The following is a 16,107-nucleotide window of genomic DNA, read 5'->3' as shown; positions in this document are numbered from 1 at the left end:
TTCTGGCTCATGGTTGGCACCTCTGTTGGTGAAGAGTTTATCTCTTCTTGAGGTGTCCGGGATATTCAACCAGAACAGTGCAGTGACTTGTCGTGGAAAGCCAGATTCATATTGTCGAGGGCTTTCAGGCCACCCCAGTATTTGCACAACCCTTCGGTTTGCAGAACGATATCCTGGCTCATTTGCGACGCTCCACCCAGTTCTCGATAAAACCGGCAATGCCGGATTTGAACACCATCACCATGGCGATAATCATCAGCCCCATCGGCAACAGCCAGTGTTCGGTCATATGTTCAAAGATATAGTGCAGACCGGAGTACACTGCGGTGCCCAGAATCGCCCCATAAATGCTGCCCATCCCCCCCAGAATCGACATCACTAACGCCGACCCGGAAGTCTGCCAGGACATCATCGACGGATTGACGTAGCCGTATTGCAGGGCAAACAGATAACCGGCATAGGATGCCAGCGCCGACGCCATCACATAGCTGATCAGTCGAAACAGAAAGACGTTGTAGCCCAGCGCCGTGGTACGGTCCGGATTGTTTTTGACGGCATCCATAATGCGACCGAACCGCGATGCCAGCACCAGCTTCCAGAATGCCAGACAGTTGAATAACGACAGCAGGCAGAAGTAATAAAAGTGAATCGGGTTATCGAGGTCAAAAAACGCCAGTCCAAACAGACTGGTATCCGGTTTCATCAGAATAAACAGACCATCGTTGCCGCCAAAATGAATCGAATCGGAGAAAAAATAGAAACACATCTGGGCAATCGCCAGCGTAATCATAATCATATAGATGCCACTGGTACGCAGCACGATCACACCCACCAGCAAGGCAATCACCGCAGCAATCACACAGATATAAAAAGTATATACCCAGAAATTCACTGCCTCGTACTCCGGTGCGATCATAAAAAACAGATAGCCTCCCAAGCCGTAGAACATCGAGTGTCCCAGGGTGATCAAGCCACAACGCCCCACCAGATAATCCAGCGACATCACAAAGATGGCGAAAATCAGTACCGTGGTCAGCTTGTTGATATAAAAAACGTTCTGCTCCAGAAATAACGGCAACAGCAACGCCAGCGGAAAAAATATCCAGACGAACAATTGTTCGGTCTTATTGGTAAATATCATCGCGACATACCGCCCTTAGTTGGAAAACAGGCCCTGTGGCTTGATCAGTAAAATCACTGCCATCAGGATATACACCACCATCGACGACACCGCAGGAAACAGCACAGAGGCAAAGGTATCGACAATGCCGACCATCAAGGCCGCCACAAAAGCGCCCTTGATCGAGCCCATGCCACCAATCACCACCACCACAAAACAGGTGATCAGCACATGCTCACCCATACCGGGCACAATCGATGCGATCGGTGCCGAAATCACTCCCGCCAACGCTGCCAACATTACCCCGGCACCAAATACAATGGTGTACAGACGGTTAATATCGATCCCCAGACACTCAACCATCTCGCGGTTGGACTCTCCGGCCCGGATCAACATACCCAGCCGGGTACGGTTGATCAGCAAGTACAAACCAGCGGCCAATACCAGACACAGCACCGCCACAAACAGTCGATAGACGGGGTAAGCCACCAGTTCGGTCAGCTGGATCGAGCCGCTCAGCAGCTCCGGCACATCCACCCCGAGGGAGTCGTTCCCCCACAGCAGACTTTGCAGAGCGTTAAACACAAAGATCATGCCGATGGTCAGCAGCACCTGATCGAGATGATTACGTTTGTACAGGCGGCAGATCAGCGTTTTTTCAATCACTATCCCCAGTGCCAACGCAATCACTGCCGACAACAGCGCTCCCAACAGAAAACTGTCGGTGTGCAGGGTGAAATACCAGGCCAGGTAAGCCCCGACCATATACATGGAGCCGTGGGCAAGGTTGAGAATCCCCATGACCCCAAACACCAGCGTCAGCCCCGATGCAATCAGAAACAGCAGCAAGCCATACTGCAAACCGTTCAGCAGCTGGACCAGAAATATTGCGAAGTCCATCAATACGATCCCCTTGAAGAATCATCCGGAAACCCTTGTCTGCTGCCCGGCATCACCGGCCCGGGCAGCAGGCAAGGCATGATCAGTTACTTCGACAGCCGCGAGCCGGGTCTTCCAGGGCTTCTGCGGCAATGCCGGTCACCTTGTTGACGCCATTCTCGACGGTGCGGAGGTAAATGGTCTGGATCGGGTTGTGGGCTTTGGAGAAGTGGAACTCACCCCGTGGACTAGGGATAACGGCGTCTTCCATCACCTGGATCAGGGCGTCGCGATCACTGATATTGCCGTTTAACTTGTCCACCGCCTGGGCGATCAACAAACCGGTATCAAACCCCTGTACACCGTACAGATCGGCATCTTTGCCAAACTCGGCGGCGTAGGCGGCACGGAAGCGATGGTTAGCTGGAATATCCAGTTCATCCGCATAGTGCAGACCGGTAACAATGCCTTCGGCCGCGTTACCCTGTGCTGCCAGTGTCCCTTCGGTGAGGAAGCCGGAACCCAGCAGCGGAATCTTGCCGCTCAAGCCCATGGCGTTGTAATCCTTCACAAATTTCACCGCGCCACCACCGGCAAAGAACACAAACACGGCATCCGGTTTCAGTGCGGCAATTTCTGTGATGTAGGACTGGAATTCGGTTTTGGGGAACGGCACCAGAATCTTCTTCAGTACCTTGCCGCCACCCTTGCTGAACGACTCTTCAAAGGCGTCCAGGCTCTCTTTGCCAAAGCTGTAGTTCCAGCTCATGGTCACCACTTTTTTGTAGCCTTTATCGAGAGCAACCTGACCCATCGGGTACGACGGCTGCCAGGCAGAAAAAGACGTGCGGAATACATTGGGTGCGCACCAGGGGCCGGTTGCCACGTTGGCACCGGCATTGGGAATGATCATGATCGGCTTTTTGTTACGCAGCACTTTCAACATGCCCATGGCGACCCCGGAATGCACCGGCCCAACAATAAAGTCTGCGTCTTTCTGACTCATCAACGCGGTCGCAATTTCAGGTGCCCGATCCGGGCGGGCTTCGGTATCCATTTCAATATATTCAATGGTACGGCCATGCAGTTTGTCGGCGTTTTGTTCCAGCGCCAGTTTCAAACCGTTGCGACCGGCATCTCCCAGCGCAGCGTACACACCACTGAACGGCAACATGATACCGACCCGAATCGGGTCTTCCTTGGCGACAGCGGCAGCGCTGGACAACACGGAAGCAAGCAACACCGCAGCAGCGGTAACGAGAGGTTTATAATGATTCATAGTTTTGCCCGGATTCTTATTATTGAGTTGTACGACCATTTAAAGCCGCCACTCTTCAGGCAAATAGCCAATTTGTGCAGCCCTCTATCCCCTCCTTGCACAGAGAGGATAAACAGGCAGATGAAGGGTCAAAACGTCATATCAAACCGCTGTGCCAGACAGCCATCGGCTTCTTGCTTGCTACCAGGCAAGCGTTTGAAAAATCGAAAAAAAACAGCATCAGCAAAGCATCAGGTCTCAGCCCTCTCGCGCCAGGCTGGCCATCAGCAAACGGTGAATACGTTCGGTCGTCTGTGCCGGTTGTCCTGCCTGGCGGCAAGGTTCGATCACGGGTAAACAGATCTCGTCCACTTCCAGCGGATGGCCTTTTTCCCGGTCAACCAGCATGGAGGTTTTGATGTCGTCAAAGTCTGAAATCAACTGGAACATATCGGCGGCATCCTGGGCTGTCAGGCCCACACCCAGATGCTGCGCCGCCCGCACTGTTTCATCCATCATGTCCTGGATAATGCGCCCTAACACCGGATCGGAAGTCATCGAACGGGTGGTCAGCCAGGTCAGTGCCGACAGTGGATTTACACCGTTGTTGATCACCAGCTTGCGCCACAACGCCTGCTGGATATCGTCACTCAGGGTGCAAGGAATACCTGCTGTCACCAGCGCCGCCTGCCATTGCAATAACGTCGGCTGCCAACCGGGATTGCGCACCGCATCGGGCCAGGCGCCCATTTCTATTTGCGCCACACCGGTGGCAGCCACCTGACCCGGGGCAATGATATGTCCGCCAATCCGTACTGCCAGCCCGCCCAGGGTTCTGTTCATACCGATCACTTCGGCAATCAGCGGCTCATTCCCCACGCCGTTCTGCAACGACAACACCGGGGTATCGGCCACCCCCAGCCAGTCGGCCAATTCTGCCATCAGGCTGGCGGTAGCGGTGGCCTTGGTGGCCAACATGATCAGATCAAATTCAGCACAGCGATAATCAGCCTGCAGTGCTGCCATATCGCAGGCAGCTACCGGGGCGGTCAGTTCAAAGTCCGGGTGCGTGACGGCCAGCCCTTGCTGTTGCAGCGCCTGCAAATGGGCACCACGGGCGACCAATACCACATCGTGACCGGCATCCACTAACCGGGCGGCGTAATAACAACCGATGCCACCGGCTCCCAGCATTAACAGTTTCATTGTTGACTTCTCCTGATAGTGTCACGCCACGGACGCTGCCTGGCTGGCCGTACGCAGTCTGTCGCGATCCAAAACACAAAACAAAAACGGCCGCATCATAGCGGCCGTTGTCATACCAGAACCCTTATCCCGATCAGACAAAACGACCGGTAACGGTACCCAGCCCCTGGTAACGGACACTGAAATTATCCCCTTTTTGGCACTGTACCGCTGCCGTGATTCCCCCAGTCATAATAAACGTACCGGCAGGAATTTCTTCACCACGCTCGCCAAACATATTCGCCAGCATGGCAACCGATGCCGCCGGGTGGCCCAGTACCGCGGCACCTGCACCGGTGGCGATCACTTCGCCATTGATTTCCATCACCACGCCAAAGTTTTTCAGGTCGACATTTTCAACCCGTTGCATCTGGCCACCGGTAATAAACCGGGTCGATGAGGAGTTATCGGCAATCACGCTCTTCAGGTCAAATTTGAAATCCTTGTAGCGGGAGTCAATCACTTCCACGGCAGGCAAAACAAAGTCGGTCGCGGCCAGCGCATCGGCAATGGTCACACCAGGGCCTTTCAGCGCTTTTTTGGTGACAAAGGCGATTTCGGCTTCAATCTTGGGGTGAATCAGTTCATCGGTTTTGATTTCGCCACCGTCGGACACGGCAAAATAATCCGCCAGGAAGCCGTAACACGGATGCTCAACGCCCATCTGGGCCATTTTTGCCCAGCTGGTCAGGCCCATTTTCAGGCCAACGATCTTGTTGCCACGCGCTTCTTTACGACGGCGAATTTCCCACTGGATATCAAACGCATCCTTGTAAGTCATTTCCGGGTAGTCGTCTGTCAGCTTGGTGACTTCGTAAGCTTCCAGTTCGGCCTGTTCCAGATGGGCTGCTGCCGCGGCAATCTGTTCCTGATTCAGGTTGTTGTCACTCATATTCGGTGCCTCTGTTTGTGTCACATCGGCTATCCCATAGCCGATGTAGCGGTAACCTCATCAATGGGTCACTTGGAGAATTGGGGTACTCGGTGCCTGCGGCTTCCCACACATCCGGCATGGGAAGCGGCACCCGCTACGGTAGAACGAAGTCCTAGCCTTTGGCTTTGGCCATGGTCAGTGCCAGATCTTCGATCATGTCTTCCTGGCCACCCACGGTGCCACGCTTACCCAGTTCCACCAGGATGTCGCGGGCGCTGACGCCGTATTTCTTTTCGGCACGTTGGGCAAACAGCAGGAAGGAGCTGTAAACACCGGCGTAACCCAGCGTCAGGGAATCCCGGTCGATACGGATGATCTGGTCCATCAAGGGGGTAATCAGGTCTTCGGCGACGTCCATGATCTTGAACAGGTCGATGCCGGTGTGGCAGCCCATGCGGTCGAGTACCGCGCACAGTACTTCCAGCGGCGTGTTACCCGCTCCGGCACCCAGCCCGGCGACCGATCCATCGATCCGCGCCGCGCCGGCTTCAATGGCCGCAATGGAGTTGGCGACACCCATGGCCATGTTGTGATGGCCGTGGAAACCCAGCTCGATGGCGCTGTCCAGTTCGTTACGCAAGGCACCCAGTTTTTCGGTAACGTCGTCTGGCAGCATGTAACCGGCAGAGTCGGTGCAGTAAATGCAGTTAGCGCCGTAGCTGACCATCAGTTTGGCCTGTTCGATCAGTTTTTCCGGCGAGGCCATATGCGCCATCATCAGGAAGCCGACGGTGTCCATATCCATTTCGCGGGCAATGCTGATGTGTTGCTGGGAAACGTCGGCTTCGGTGCAGTGGGTGGCGACCCGAATGGTGGAGACACCCAGCTCTTTGGCCATTTTGAGGTGATCTACGGTGCCGATACCGGGCAGCAGCAGCGCGGAGATTTTTGCCTGTTTCATTTTTGGAATCACAGCGCCCAGGTATTCCTCGTCGCTGTGAGCCGGAAAGCCGTAGTTCACCGATGAGCCACCAAGGCCATCGCCGTGGGTGACTTCGATCAGTGGCATACCGGCGTCGTCCATCGCACAGGCGATAGAGACCATGTCGTCCACACTGATCTGATGACGTTTGGCGTGCATGCCGTCACGCAGGGACATGTCGTGCAATTTCACATTTTTGCCGTTCAGGTTCATTGCTTCTTCCTCCGTCTCTTATTCGCCACGGGCTGGCAGTGTGATGGTGCCGCTGGCGGCTTCTTCGGCAAACATTTCGGCGGTACGCAAACCGGCGGCGGTCATGATGTCGAGGTTGCCGGCGTACTTGGGCAAGAAATCCCCCAGACCTTCAACTTCCATAAACATGGACACCCGGTTGCCATCGAACACCGGGCCGTTCACCAGGCGGTAACCCGGTACGTATTGTTGTACTTCGGCGACCATGGCGTGGACAGATGCGGTAATGGCATCACGATCCGGCTCACTGGCTGTCAGGCAGTGGACGGTGTCGCGCATCATCAGTGGCGGTTCAGCCGGGTTGATAATGATGATGGCCTTGCCTTGTTTGGCGCCCCCGACCCTGGCGACAGCGCCAGCGGTGGTGCGGGTGAATTCGTCGATGTTCTGACGGGTGCCGGGGCCAACGGATTTGGACGACACAGTGGCGATGATTTCACCATAATCGACGGCTTGTACCTGAGAGACGGCGGCCACCATGGGAATGGTGGCCTGACCACCACACGTCACCATATTGACGTTCATCTCGAGGTTTTTGGCGTGTTCGGCCAGATTCACCGGCGGCACGCAAAAAGGGCCAATCGCGGCGGGGGTAAGGTCGATCATGATCACCCCCAGCTCATTGAGCTTGCGCGAGTTTTCCGCATGCACATAGGCAGAGGTGGCATCAAAGGCGACGCGGATATCATCGGCTATCACCTGTTCGAGAATGCCATCAACACCCGTGGCGCAGGTTTTGATTCCCATCGCGGCGGCACGCTTGAGGCCTTCGGATTCCGGGTCAATACCCACCATCCAGACCGGTTCGATCCATTCGGAACGTTGCATTTTCATCAGCAGATCGGTGCCGATATTGCCTGGGCCGATAATGACGGCTTTGAGTTTTTTAGACATAAAAATTTCCTCGCTGAATCTAGCGCTTATACGAAACGAACGGAGGCAGAACCGATACCGCCAATGCTGACCGACATAAAATCACCCGCTTTCACTGGCTCCAGTGGTACCAGAGAGCCAGACAGAATGACTTCACCGGCTTTCAGTGGGATACCAAATTCACCCAGTGTATTGGCCAGCCAGGTAACGCAGTTCACCGGGGAACCCAGAGCTGCGGCACCGGCACCGGTGCTGATAATCGCCCCGTTCTTTTCGACCACCATGCCGCAGCTGGTCAGGTCGACATCCAGCGGGCTGACCGCGGTATCACCAAGCACAAACAGGCCACAGGAGGCGTTGTCAGCCACGGTGTCTTCAATCTTGATTTGCCAGTTTTCAATGCGGGAGTCGACGATTTCAAAGCAGGGAATCACAAAGTCGGTCGCGGCCAGCACGTCGGCATTGGTGATGCCGGGGCCTAGCAGGTCATTTTTCAGCACAAAGGCGATTTCGCCTTCGGCTTTCGGTTGAATCATCAGCTCACTGATGGGCATTTCCTGACCCTGGCTGTAGGCCATTTTGTCGGTCAGAAAACCGAAATCCGGCTGATGCACATTGAGCATGTTCTGCACGGCCTTGGAGGTAACACCAATCTTTTTGCCGATAATGCGTTCTCCGGCTTCGATACGGCGCTCATTCATACGTAATGAAACGTGATAAGCATCCTTGATGGTGATGTCGGGATAGCGCTCCGTCAGTGGGCGCAGCGTCGTACGGTTAACCAGCGCGTTATACAGCTCGTCTCCCGCTTGCTTGATATCAGCTTCATTCATAAAAAAATACCATCCATCTCGGTGAATAAATCAGCAGTATTGCGACCGATAAATACTGCTTGAATCAGGGTGCGGCGACGGGAATGTGATTTGGCAAATATCTGTTTGGAATTATTAAATTGCTATTTGCCAAACCGAAGCGTCATGACGCCGTTGGTGTTAACCAATGTACTCCTCAGCCAATTCTGCTCAACCGACTAAATTTGAAATACAAGATCCCAACTATGAGTGTTAGCCTGGCCCTACCGTGATTATGTGGTTATCCATATGGCAGCGATGGGAGATTTGCCGACCGGGAGATGGGGATATAGCCGGGATTGGCTGTTGACCAAGTAGCGGCCAAGCAACCGTTAAAGCCCGCAGAACCACGGCTCTGGTCCGATACAGGGCGGACAACCGCCATGGTGCCAACAGCAGACAGCAGCACTTATGACGGCCAGTCATCTACAGGGGACATCCATTTAATCTGGTGCTCACTCTGGGCTACCGGATGGTTTCGAATCACGAAGCCGACTTGCAGGCCTGACGGGTCAAGTCAAAAGTCGGCGACACCGAGTCGAGATCATCCGGCAGCCCCCGAAGGGCGCGGGTTGCCGCCGTCCAGTGCGGTGTTGACGAATTTGAAAAGGACTCCTCATTTCGCTGCATTCGTCGCCTTGCCCTGAACAACGGCAATACTCGCGCAGAGCCGTGCAGGATTAAATGGATGTCCCCTACAGGTTTAGCGGAAGCGTTCATCCGAACGGCGGTTTTTAACGTCGGCTTCGCTGGCTTGCAACCAGCCGGATGTGCTGCTGGTGATCGCATCAAATTGGTCAATATAGGGTTTGATATCCAGCAATGGCGTGCCGTCCAGTACATCCACCCCTTCCACTTGCAAGATATTGTCTGTAATACCGGTCAGCTTCACAATCGACATACCAATATGATTGGGCCGTAATGGCGAACGGGTGGAAAACACACCACGCTCTTGGGTATCCATAAAAGGAGTTACACGTAATGCAGTCCGGGTAGCCTGATGAAAACAGTAAAAGATATAAATATGGCTGAATCCATCGAGATCTTGCAGACCTTCCTGATATTGTTTATCCAGAATAATATGCCCGGCTACTCCGTCAGCACCCTTGGGCTGAACGGGCATACCAGCAATATGAGTATAAGGAGAGTGTATTATTCCGATCGGGCTTATATCATGTATATCCATTATGTCCTGCCTGAGTTTAATCAATTATACGCTGACGGCTGGCTTCAGATCACAACACCAGCAGCAACACCCCACGATAAACCTCCGCTATAGACCTCCACGATCAACGGCTTGCAACGACCGGCAATGGCGTGGCAACTGGATTGCAGCCAGGCTACGCACCCCTCGCCCAACCCTTGCCGCCAGTAATCCGTCCAGCCCAGACCGCTCACACCGTCAGCGACCAGTCTGGGAAAACGCTCATACCGACGAGCAGTAACCAGACACCCGTACCAGCGGAGATCATGCGTTTCTTGTGGTAACCACTTGCCTGCAATTTTCATCCCGCTTAGCCAGCGGCTGATGGCATGGCGACAACAACCGCACGGCGTAACAAAATAGCCATTAAAATCAATCGATTACATTTAAAAACCGATAACTCCTGCACCACCGGCAGGCTGTTATTATGAGGTTTAATGGTCGGCCGGAGACGCTTTCAGACAAAATCATGTCGTATACCGTCGCAAGACAACACAGCACACCAACTGCCTTGCTTGTTTTATATACAGGCGAGCATGGGCGTGTTGTTTGTTTTTAATTGATATTTCAGTCATCAATATATGGCTAATCGCTTGAATTGACGGACTGTTAATTTCACTCTCAGAGCATTAGACGGATCTGTAATTTTTTGCTATACCTAATAAAAAAATAAGCACAGCTGGCTAAAAAACTGCTCAGCGAATAATCCATCATCGATATGACAATCATTTTCCAATTACTATAATCGGACGCTCTCATGCCCTGTTTATCTGCCTTCCAGCCGTTTTTGTATGTTACGACCCGAGTCGCCCGATGCCGACTCTACACATTGTTCCTGGCTGGTATAACAGCCCTGATAATGCCTCTGAGCAGTTTCGCTGCCCAGATTGCTGTTATTGAAAGCTACCATCCAGAGTACGAATGGGATGCCCAATACCTCAAAGCCATTGATGACAGCCTGGGTAAAATCCACCAGATCCAGACCTATTCCCTCGATACCAAACGTCTGACCAAGGATAACTGGCCAATCCGGGCGCAACAGATACTTGAGCGAGTCAAGGCACAAAAGCCGGCAGTCGCGCTTATTGGTGACGACAATGCGCTGGAGTTGATGGGTGAATCCCTGCAAGCGCTGGGTATCCCGATTGTCTTTCTCGGTATCAACGGTGGGCCAGAACAGCACCCGGTATTGCTTAAAAAAGGGGTGACCGGTGTGCAGGAGCGACCATTTTTTGACCAAAGCATTCGCCATATACGCAAGATGGTCTCCAACCCGGATCGCTTCCTGATTCTGGCGGATGATTCTCCCACCATGCGCAGTACGATCCAGGAACGTTTTGGCGACCAGCGCAAGGAAACCATCCACGGCTCAGAAGTGGATATCCTGCTGACCAACGATCGTGACACCTGGCTGAATGCCATCACCAATGGCAAATCCAATGGCTACGCCGCTGTTATTGTCGGCACGTATCACACCATTCGGGACGGCCAGGGCGTACGAGCAGACCCAACCGACCTGATGCAAATGGCTCACAGCAGCTCGAGCCTTCCGATTTTTGCCTTGTGGGATGTGTTTATTGGTAAAGGTAAAGCAGCGGGCGGCTTTACCGTCTCAGCGTATAATGAAGGCCGTCATGCGGCACGACTGGTCAAATTGCTACTGAACGGTACAGCAATAGATAAATTGCCTCATACCCAATCCCAGAAAGGCGAGCATGTTTATAGCGAGAGTGGTTTGCAACACTGGAATCTGCACCTGTCTACCCTGGATGCCAGCCAGACACGCTTCAAGGACTGATACCCTCATTCACCCATTATTCACCGGGTAGCCCTCAATCGCGACAGCTACCCATAACGGCGGGCTTCAGCAGCCGTCTCCCCCAGGTTCGCTCTGTTAATCCAGCCCTGCAACAGAGCAAGCAACCACCGCTGTCCATTTTCTCCAATTATTCCGTGTTCTGCGCGACGCCATTTGCCGCGCTCACTGCCAACAATGCGCCAGATCTGGATTAAATTGGAAAAGACTATGGAACAGCCCTTCACTTTTATCTATCACGTCAGCTGCTCACAGTGTACCTGGCAGTCCCAGTTCAAAGCACTGAGCGATCTCCCCGATGAGTGCCCGCACTGCCATGCACTCGCCTTGCACGTGGATCAGGAAAACACCCCACCGACGACTCCCCAACCTGCTTTACTTAGGCAGCTTATGTGACACAATTCACATTATTTCGCGTTATACCACCTCCTAGTGGAATAACAAACCAAATGCTCATAAGGATATGAAATATGTCTAACGATTATTCGACATTTGCACGCCGCATGGAGATGCTGCGCATGATTCCGGAAGAGCCCCTGACGCCGATCACTACTCGGGCGATCTGGGAAAAACTCAATCTTTCCTTCCCTTGTCACAAACGCACGGTTGAACGGGATCTGGTCGAGCTGTCCCAGCATTACGCTTATTATTGCACTGAACAGGGCCGCAGCCAGGCCTGGTCTTTTATGAAAGGCCGCAAAGAGCTGGCACCCACCAGTAATGCCGTAATTGCCCTGAGCTATATCCAGGCAAAGCCCTATTTGGAACAGGTGTTACCTGCCGAAGTGTACCAGGGTATCGAACCCCAGTTTATGGAAGCGGAAGCCACGCTGCAGCGCCACGGCAGCCACCTGAGTACCTGGCCCGACCGGGTACGGGTATTACCCGGAATGAAACAGCTGCACAAACCCACCGTCGATACCCAGGTATGGGCCACCCTGACCCAGGCATTACTGCTGGGCAAAAAATTTACTGCCCAGTACGCCAAACGCAGCGCTGATCACCCGAAAACCTTGCTGTTTTCCCCTCTGGGAATGGTCAGTAAAGGCAATATCCACTATCTGATTGCCACCGCTAACCAGCACACCAACCCGGTTATTTTTGCACTGCACCGCATGGCGAATGCGGCGTTATCTGACGACAATATCGACGAAAACCTGCAATTCAATATCGATGATTACATCTCGCGATTTGGCTGGACTCCCGCTGGAGAGATCATCCTTGAAGCCGATATTTCCCCCGAAGTGGCTTATCTGCTGGGTGAAACACCACTTAGTCAAACACAGGAAATCACGCCGCTTGACGATGGCAGTGACTGGTACCGACTGGTGGCTACCATCACCGACGATCAGGAAAGCAAATGGTGGGTATACGGTTTGAATCGTAATATCCGCGTCACCTCGCCGTCACACTGGGTTGATGAATTCAAGGATACAACCCGTCAAATGCTGGCCTTGTATGAATAACCCCCAAACCAGCGCCTGACTCACCGTCTAATTCATCCCTAACTCACCGCCTCAGGCCAGCGCCACGTCAGCGCATACCATACGGCCAGTCATTCTGTTTCTGTTTGCCATAAAATCGTATCGGCACGGCCACCCTCGCGATAGCCATAACAGGTGTTCGTCATATGTTTGCGGTTAACCGGACTGCTGGCGTAACCAGGCTCATGTTGCAGGCGATAACCTTGAATGGTCTGGAAAGCAGCCGTTGCCAACACCGGCAATAATTCGGTCAGATGAGTACAGGCATACGAACGGCCGAGTGCTTCCTTGACGTCATTGATCCAGCCAGAACGGATTTTGATACCGACCAGCAAGTCGTAGCGAGGCCCAGCGCCAGAGCAATCCCGATACGGTGTGGAACGCATATCAGCACGCACTTCCCGAATCACCAGGCGATCATCGACCGCCAGGGTCATGGTCATGTCATGCAAGGGGGAACCAACCGGCAGCTCACCCTTGTCACGCAGATGAAATGCGTAGTGCTTGGTATCCATCATGGTGGCTTCCACTTCCCACAAGCCATCACTGCGCAGGTAGCCCTGCACGTCAATCTGGCGACGATGTAATGGTGTACGGGTAACAGGACGAATGTCTTCGGGCATGCGGATACTCACAGTGAATCGATAAATCAGCCGGGTATGATAACCGGCTTGCCGCAAGAGACCCAAACCTCAGGCTTCACACATCAAAAAACCATAAGCCCACCACCACGGCAGTGATCATGCCAACGCCATCACAGAGCAACCCGGCCCAGAGGGCATAACGGATTCGGGTAATACCCACCACACCAAAATAGACCGCCAGCACATAAAAGGTGGTTTCGGTGCTGCCTTGCATTACCGCCGCAATATGCCCGGCCACTGAGTCGACGCCCTGGCTATTCATCACATCCAGCATCATGGCGCGGGCACCGCTGCCGCTGAACGGCTTCATCAGCGCCACCGGCAAGGCATCAACAAACAGCGTGCTGACCCCCAATACCGTCAGCAACCAGCGCACGCCATCCAGCAACAGGTCAAGGGCACCACTGGCACGAAAAACACCAATCGCCACCAGCATCGCCAGCAGATAAGGAATCAACTGCACCGCGGTTTCAAAACCGCTTTTGGCGCCGCAAACAAACTGCTCATACACTGGCTGTCGCCGCCATAACCCGGCAGCAATCAGACTGACGATCAACAACATAATGATACCGTTGGCCAGCTGCTGTGAGGTATCCGCCAGTTGCTCCACCGGTAATGACCCAAGCCAGAAAACCATGGTCGCGACCAGCGCCACCAGCCCTCCCAGATACGCCAGCAGTACGGCATCCAGACGGATTTTTTGCCACCACATCACCGCCAGCAAACCCGTCAATGTGGACGCGGTGGTGGCCAATAAAATGGGTACAAATACATCAGCAGGATTCGCCGCGCCCAACTGGGTACGGTACATAAAAATGGTGACGGGCAATAAAGTGACAGAGGAGGTATTCAGCACCAGAAACAGGATCTGGGCATTACTGGCGGTATCTTTGAGAGGATTCAGTGTTTGCAGAGCCTGCATCGCCTTGATGCCCAGCGGCGTGGCGGCGTTATCCAACCCCAGCATATTGGCAGCCAGGTTCATGGTGATAGCCCCTTGTGCTTCATGTCCCGCAGGCACTTCCGGCATCAGCCGCCGAAACAGCGGTGCCAAGCCTCGGCCGAGCCAGTGAATAACACCGGTTTTTTCGGCGATGGCAAACAGCCCCGACCACAACGCCAGCAGACCGATCAGCCCGATAGCAATATCAACCGAAAGGGTCGCCATATCGAAACTGGCATTCACCAGTTGCTGAAACACCTCGCTGTCACCGCCGGCCCAACGCACCAGAGCCGTGGCAAAACCGACCAGAAAAAACAACGCCCAAACAAGATTCAAGCACGGCTCCCGACTATCTGCATTGAGCTTCGATTTATACGCACTCAGTGGTGAATGTCCAGCAACCAGGCTCGACACCCTGCCCTGCAGAACACCTCAACGCCATCGACCAGCGCCAGAAAAAATCCCAAAAAAAACGGCCACAAGGGCCGTCAAAACTAGATCTAACAGAGGGAGAGCAGATAAACAATGAAACTGCTTGTGTTAAGAGGTACTTACCGGCATTTGGTTCCCTGGCGCTGTAAAAAATAATGATTCTTTGCTATCCGGCACCGTTGTCGCGGCGAACATTACCAAGTTAGTGCTTGCGACTGGCACAGGAACCCATAAGCTGGGCGTTTATCTAACCTGGAGCTTCCATGAACCTGCCAGCCCGAGCCACGCCTGTTCTCATGCTGCTGATTTGCGTGATTTGCTGGGGCAGTGTGTTTCCTATTTCCAAAGTCCTGTTGCAATCGGTTTCCGGGCTGTCATTGCTGATGTGGCGGTTTCTGATCGCGCTGGTCTGTGTCTGTCTTTATCTGCTGGTGCAGCGCAAGCCCTGGCCGACACTGAGCGGATCGCAATATCTGGTTCTGGCGGCACTTGGCGTGCTCGGGGTGGGCAGTTTCAACCTCGCTCTTTACGAAGGTTTGCCCTACACCGAGGCCACCAACGGTGCCCTGATCATGGCGCTCAGTCCATTGGTGACGTCGATTGCAGCGGGAGCACTGGCCCGCCGCTGGCTCTCGGTTCAACAGTGGATCAGTCTGACCATTGGCCTGATCGGCGCAACTCTGGTGATTACCAACGGCGATGTTATGTCGCTGCTGCAACACGGCCTTAATCGTGGTGACCTGCTGATCAGCATCGGCATGTTGTGCTGGGCGGCCTTTACCATTGCCTCACAACGCGTCAGCCACTGGCTGCCTCCCATGTCGTTTACCCTGGTTACCATGACGGCGGGCTGGCTGGCGGTCAGTGTGTATGGCCTGCTGTTCAAGGAGATTCACCCCTGGCAAGAAATTCAGCTGCTCAACCCGATCGAGTGGCTGCAGTTGTTGCACATCAGCCTCTTTGGTTCTGTGCTGGCGTATCTGTTCTGGATTCAGGGCGTCAAGGCCATTGGTGCTGCCAATGCTTCGCTGTATTTTAATTTGGTGCCGGTGTCGGCTGCCTTGATTGCGCTGGCCATGGGGGTGCAGCTGAGTCTGATCCAGATCCTCGGCATTACCATTACCATTGTCGGGCTGAGTCTACCCTGGCTGGCCCGCTCGTTGTGGGCACGGCGGCATCAGGATGGGTTGCCACAATAAAAAGCCGGTACTCCGCCACTCATGGCGACCACACGCCTGGTCACTGGTCAC

14 protein-coding genes are annotated in these 16,107 nt (G+C 53.9%); 3 read left to right on the top strand and 11 right to left on the bottom strand.

The window, feature by feature from the left end:
- Positions 1 to 178: 178 nt before the first annotated feature.
- From Q4551_RS13900 to tsaA, 9 genes are all read right to left on the bottom strand, one after another.
- Positions 179 to 1,141 carry a branched-chain amino acid ABC transporter permease gene (locus Q4551_RS13900; RefSeq protein ID WP_303434468.1) on the bottom strand — a complete coding sequence of 321 codons (963 nt, stop codon included), beginning with the start codon at positions 1,139 to 1,141 and terminating at the stop codon, positions 179 to 181.
- Positions 1,142 to 1,156: 15 nt separating this feature from the next.
- Complete coding sequence (locus tag Q4551_RS13895) at positions 1,157 to 2,020, bottom strand: branched-chain amino acid ABC transporter permease (protein WP_303434467.1); 864 nt, start codon at positions 2,018 to 2,020, stop codon at positions 1,157 to 1,159.
- Between the two features lie 82 nt (positions 2,021 to 2,102).
- Positions 2,103 to 3,278 (bottom strand): ABC transporter substrate-binding protein, encoded by a 1,176-nt coding sequence (locus Q4551_RS13890; RefSeq protein WP_303434466.1) that lies wholly within the window; start codon positions 3,276 to 3,278, stop codon positions 2,103 to 2,105.
- A 237-nt stretch (positions 3,279 to 3,515) separates the two neighbouring features.
- Positions 3,516 to 4,463 (bottom strand): ketopantoate reductase family protein, encoded by a 948-nt coding sequence (locus Q4551_RS13885; protein WP_303434465.1) that lies wholly within the window; start codon positions 4,461 to 4,463, stop codon positions 3,516 to 3,518.
- A 133-nt stretch (positions 4,464 to 4,596) separates the two neighbouring features.
- Positions 4,597 to 5,394: a 2-oxo-3-hexenedioate decarboxylase gene (gene dmpH, locus Q4551_RS13880; protein ID WP_303434464.1), complete on the bottom strand. Its 798-nt coding sequence runs from the start codon at positions 5,392 to 5,394 to the stop codon at positions 4,597 to 4,599.
- 154 nt (positions 5,395 to 5,548) lie between these two features.
- Positions 5,549 to 6,571 carry a 4-hydroxy-2-oxovalerate aldolase gene (dmpG, locus tag Q4551_RS13875; RefSeq protein WP_303434463.1) on the bottom strand — a complete coding sequence of 341 codons (1,023 nt, stop codon included), beginning with the start codon at positions 6,569 to 6,571 and terminating at the stop codon, positions 5,549 to 5,551.
- A gap of 18 nt (positions 6,572 to 6,589) precedes the next feature.
- Positions 6,590 to 7,504: an acetaldehyde dehydrogenase (acetylating) gene (locus tag Q4551_RS13870; protein ID WP_303434462.1), complete on the bottom strand. Its 915-nt coding sequence runs from the start codon at positions 7,502 to 7,504 to the stop codon at positions 6,590 to 6,592.
- Between the two features lie 26 nt (positions 7,505 to 7,530).
- The gene (dmpE, locus tag Q4551_RS13865) at positions 7,531 to 8,316 is read right to left on the bottom strand and encodes a 2-oxopent-4-enoate hydratase (RefSeq protein WP_303434461.1); all 786 of its coding nucleotides are present in this window, start codon (positions 8,314 to 8,316) and stop codon (positions 7,531 to 7,533) included.
- A 721-nt stretch (positions 8,317 to 9,037) separates the two neighbouring features.
- The gene (gene tsaA, locus Q4551_RS13860) at positions 9,038 to 9,520 is read right to left on the bottom strand and encodes a tRNA (N6-threonylcarbamoyladenosine(37)-N6)-methyltransferase TrmO (RefSeq protein ID WP_303434460.1); all 483 of its coding nucleotides are present in this window, start codon (positions 9,518 to 9,520) and stop codon (positions 9,038 to 9,040) included.
- Between the two features lie 877 nt (positions 9,521 to 10,397).
- Between tsaA and Q4551_RS13855 the strand changes: the two genes are divergently transcribed.
- Both Q4551_RS13855 and Q4551_RS13850 read left to right on the top strand, forming a co-directional pair.
- Positions 10,398 to 11,336 carry an ABC transporter substrate-binding protein gene (locus tag Q4551_RS13855; RefSeq protein WP_303434459.1) on the top strand — a complete coding sequence of 313 codons (939 nt, stop codon included), beginning with the start codon at positions 10,398 to 10,400 and terminating at the stop codon, positions 11,334 to 11,336.
- Between the two features lie 488 nt (positions 11,337 to 11,824).
- The gene (locus Q4551_RS13850) at positions 11,825 to 12,820 is read left to right on the top strand and encodes a YafY family protein (protein ID WP_303434458.1); all 996 of its coding nucleotides are present in this window, start codon (positions 11,825 to 11,827) and stop codon (positions 12,818 to 12,820) included.
- An 89-nt stretch (positions 12,821 to 12,909) separates the two neighbouring features.
- On the opposite strand, the gene Q4551_RS13845 is transcribed toward Q4551_RS13850, so the two are convergent.
- Positions 12,910 to 13,461: a DUF2889 domain-containing protein gene (locus Q4551_RS13845; RefSeq protein ID WP_303434457.1), complete on the bottom strand. Its 552-nt coding sequence runs from the start codon at positions 13,459 to 13,461 to the stop codon at positions 12,910 to 12,912.
- 76 nt (positions 13,462 to 13,537) lie between these two features.
- Complete coding sequence (locus tag Q4551_RS13840; protein WP_303434456.1) at positions 13,538 to 14,761, bottom strand: nucleoside recognition domain-containing protein; 1,224 nt, start codon at positions 14,759 to 14,761, stop codon at positions 13,538 to 13,540.
- A gap of 359 nt (positions 14,762 to 15,120) precedes the next feature.
- On the opposite strand from Q4551_RS13840, the gene Q4551_RS13835 reads away from it, so the two are divergent.
- Positions 15,121 to 16,056 carry a DMT family transporter gene (locus Q4551_RS13835; protein ID WP_303434455.1) on the top strand — a complete coding sequence of 312 codons (936 nt, stop codon included), beginning with the start codon at positions 15,121 to 15,123 and terminating at the stop codon, positions 16,054 to 16,056.
- Positions 16,057 to 16,107: the final 51 nt, after the last annotated feature.

Source organism: Oceanobacter sp. 5_MG-2023, assembly GCF_030548165.1.
Lineage (GTDB): Bacteria > Pseudomonadota > Gammaproteobacteria > Pseudomonadales > Oceanobacteraceae > Oceanobacter.
This window is presented reverse-complemented; position numbering and strand designations above follow the sequence as displayed.